At 46.7% G+C, this 546-nt stretch carries 1 protein-coding gene; it reads right to left on the reverse strand.

All coding sequences use genetic code 11. The features are described 5' to 3' along the window. Window positions 1–546: radical SAM protein (locus tag R7R24_RS29690; RefSeq protein ID WP_411978852.1), on the reverse strand; the 546-nt coding region annotated here is incomplete at both ends.

The raw sequence follows: 546 nt of genomic DNA on the forward strand, positions 1-546 counted from the left end.
CCATTCATCAAAAACCGCAATCAGGAAGTTACCCCAAGCTTCATCAGCAACACACCAAGGTTCCATGACAGAATCTTTGTGACCCGGAATCAAACGCTTGTCTCCTTGTTTAAGCTGTTCTTGCGGTTGCCATTTTTGAGGCGCAGTGGTGCGGAACGTTTTCTGTTCAACAATAGGAATAAACTGCATTTGTGGCGAGCGGATTTCATCTCGCAGAAAACGGTATACTTCAAGCGGATTTCGGCTCGTCAGGCTGTTCACACAGGTAAGCGTGGCAAAGTTCACCTGATGTTTATGCAGCAACTCCACCGCATTCATGACTTGTTTGAATGTGCCCCGACCGGCTCGGTTGGTTCGATACGCGTTGTGCAGCATTTCAGGGCCATCAATACTCAAGCCCACCAAGAAATGGTTCTTGCTTAAAAATTCGCACCATTCGTCATTCAATAACGTGCCGTTTGTTTGCAGATCGTTTGAGATCTTCACGCCTGCGGGCTGGTATTTCTCTTGAAACTCGACAATTTTCTTGAAGTAATCCAAACCCAG

It is taken from the genome of Vibrio sp. 704, from assembly GCF_033339295.1.